Consider the following 2265-nt stretch of genomic DNA (forward strand, 5'->3'; position numbering starts at 1 on the left):
GCCGGCAGCGACTGGCGCGCCGCCTCGGAGCACGCCATCGCGGCGGCGCGGCTTGGTGCGCCGCTTGGGCATTGGGTTACCGGCGGCGATATCGCGGCGCGGATCGGCTGGGCACGGGAACTCGTGCGGGGTAAGGCCGAGAAAGACGCCATCAAGCTGATCGTTGATCTGGTCGGCACCGGCGTCGCAAGCCAGGAATCCGTTCCAGCTGCCTTCGCCGTGCTTGAGGTGGCGCAAGGCGATGCGTGGCGAGCGGCGGTCATTGCCGCCAATCTCGGTGGCGACACCGACACGATCGGCGCCATCGCCGCCGGCATGGCCGGCGCCTGCGCAGGGCTGTCGGTTCTGCCGCAGGATCGCATTGCAAGGCTGAAGGGGATCGACCTCGCGGAGGTCCGCACGCTTGCCAACGAGCTTGTCGCGGCGCGGACGGCGAAAGCCGGTTCGGCCAAGGAAAGGGCGGCATGAGCGGTCGTCTCGTCCATGTCGGAAGCGCAGTGGTCGATTATGTCTACCGCATCGACGCCCTGCCGGCGCCGGGCACGGAGAAGACGGCGTCGAGCTATGCACGGGTCGCCGGCGGCGGCTTCAACATGATGGTCGCGGCCAGCCGCACCGGAATGAAGGTGGCGTTCGGCGGTCAGCTGGGCACCGGGCACGACGGCGATTTCCTGCGGGCTGCTTTCGAAAGCGAGGGCATCGAGACGCTGACGCCGCCGTCACGCCTGATGGACAGCGGCAATTCCGTGGCGATGATCAGCAGCGACGCGGAGCGCACCTTCGTCTCATGGCCGGGCGCCGAGAGCGTGCTCGATCCCGACATGATGGCGGCCGTCAAGGTCGAGGCTGGGGATTGGGTTTTCACCTCCGGCTATACGCTGAGCTACCCCGGCAGCCGCGACGTGCTCACTGGCTGGATCGAGGCGCTGCCGGCGGCGATCCCCTTCGTGTTCGATCCGACGCCGGTTATCGGAGAGATCCCCCGGCCGATCCTGGACAGGGTGCTCGCGCGCACCACGTGGTTGAGCTGCAACACGAACGAGGCGGCCGAAATAGCCGGCGCGGGGGATGCCCAGACAGTCGCTATCCGATTGCTCGCCGAGCATTGCCCCAGGGCCGAAGGCGCGGTCATCCGCGCCGGCGCAGGCGGCTGTCTGGTTCGGCTGGCTAATAGCGGAACGCGGACGATTCCCGGCTTCAAGGTCACGCCCGTCGATACCAACGGCGCGGGCGACACCCACATAGGCGCCTTCGTCAGCGGGCTGGCGCGCGGCATGCCACCCTGCGAGGCGGCACGCTACGCCAATGCCGCCGCGGCGCTTTCCGTTACCCGACAGGGCGGGTCCTCGGCGCCGACCGACAACGAAATCCAGGAATTCCTGAGCCATGCCGATCAAGGGACGATCACGCATGGCCAGGAGGAAGCGACTGCAACTTAACAAGCCCGTCAATCGGGCAAACAATGAGAGGAAAACAAACATGCGCATGCCCAGACTGACCGCTTTTTTGACGGCGACCGCCGTCATCGTTTCAGCATTCACGCTGGCAGCACAAGCAGCCGAGGAAGTGCATGTGCTCAACTGGAAAGGCTACGGCGCCGACGAGCCGTGGGCAGTCGCCAATTTCGAGAAGGCGACCGGCTTCAAGGTGGTCAACGACTTCTTCAACTCCGAACAGGAGATGCTGACGAAGATCAGGACCAATCCTGGCCTCTATGACGTCGTCATGATCAATGCCGCCTTCAACGACCAGGCGATGGCCGGCAAGCTGATCCAGCCGATCGATGTGTCGAAGCTCTCCAACTATGCCGACATAGCCAAGGACAAGGCCGGCTCGCCGATGCTCAACCATGACGGCAAGGTCTATGGCGTGCCGTGGGTGTGGGGCCTGACCGCGCTGGCGATCAACGAAAAATCCTTCGACAAGCCGCCGACGAGCATCGCCGAGATGTGGGATCCGGCGCACAAGGGCCGCGTCATCATCCGCGACGACGCCGTCGAGGCAGTGCAGTTCGGCGCTATCGCCAGCGGCCAGAACATCAACGACATCAAGGATATGGATGCGGTCAAGGCGAAGCTCACCTCGCTGATGCCGCAGATCAAGACCTTCTGGAGCTCGGAGAACGACTGGAACCAGATGGTCGCGTCCAACCAGATCGACATCGGCACCTACTGGAGCGGCTCGGCCGACCGCGCCAAGACGCATTTCAAGCTGCCGGTCTCGCTGGTCGTTCCGCAGGAAGGCGCCGTCGCCTGGCTCGACGCC

At 65.1% G+C, this 2265-nt stretch carries 3 protein-coding genes; all 3 read left to right on the forward strand.

Annotated elements, in window-relative coordinates; all coding sequences use genetic code 11:
• A partial coding sequence (locus Q0L57_RS13010; RefSeq protein ID WP_296743218.1) for an ADP-ribosylglycohydrolase family protein occupies positions 1-468 on the forward strand: 468 nt, incomplete at its 5' end.
• On the forward strand, positions 465-1439 hold the full coding sequence (locus Q0L57_RS13015; RefSeq protein ID WP_296743219.1) for a PfkB family carbohydrate kinase: 975 nt from the start codon (positions 465-467) through the stop codon (positions 1437-1439). The genes Q0L57_RS13010 and Q0L57_RS13015, both read left to right, overlap by 4 nt.
• Positions 1440-1479: 40 nt before the next feature.
• Positions 1480-2265, forward strand: a 786-nt coding sequence (locus Q0L57_RS13020) for an extracellular solute-binding protein (RefSeq protein WP_296743220.1), incomplete at its 3' end; no start/stop codon positions are given.

Origin of the sequence: Mesorhizobium sp., from assembly GCF_024509055.1 — a bacterium.
In the GTDB taxonomy this organism is placed as follows: Bacteria; Pseudomonadota; Alphaproteobacteria; order Rhizobiales; family Rhizobiaceae; genus Mesorhizobium.

Bases quoted from the DNA above. Each gene is read 5' to 3' on its own strand.
- Q0L57_RS13015 (WP_296743219.1), top strand. From the start codon at position 465: ATGAGCGGTCGTCTCGTCCATGTCGGAAGCGCAGTGGTCGATTATGTC.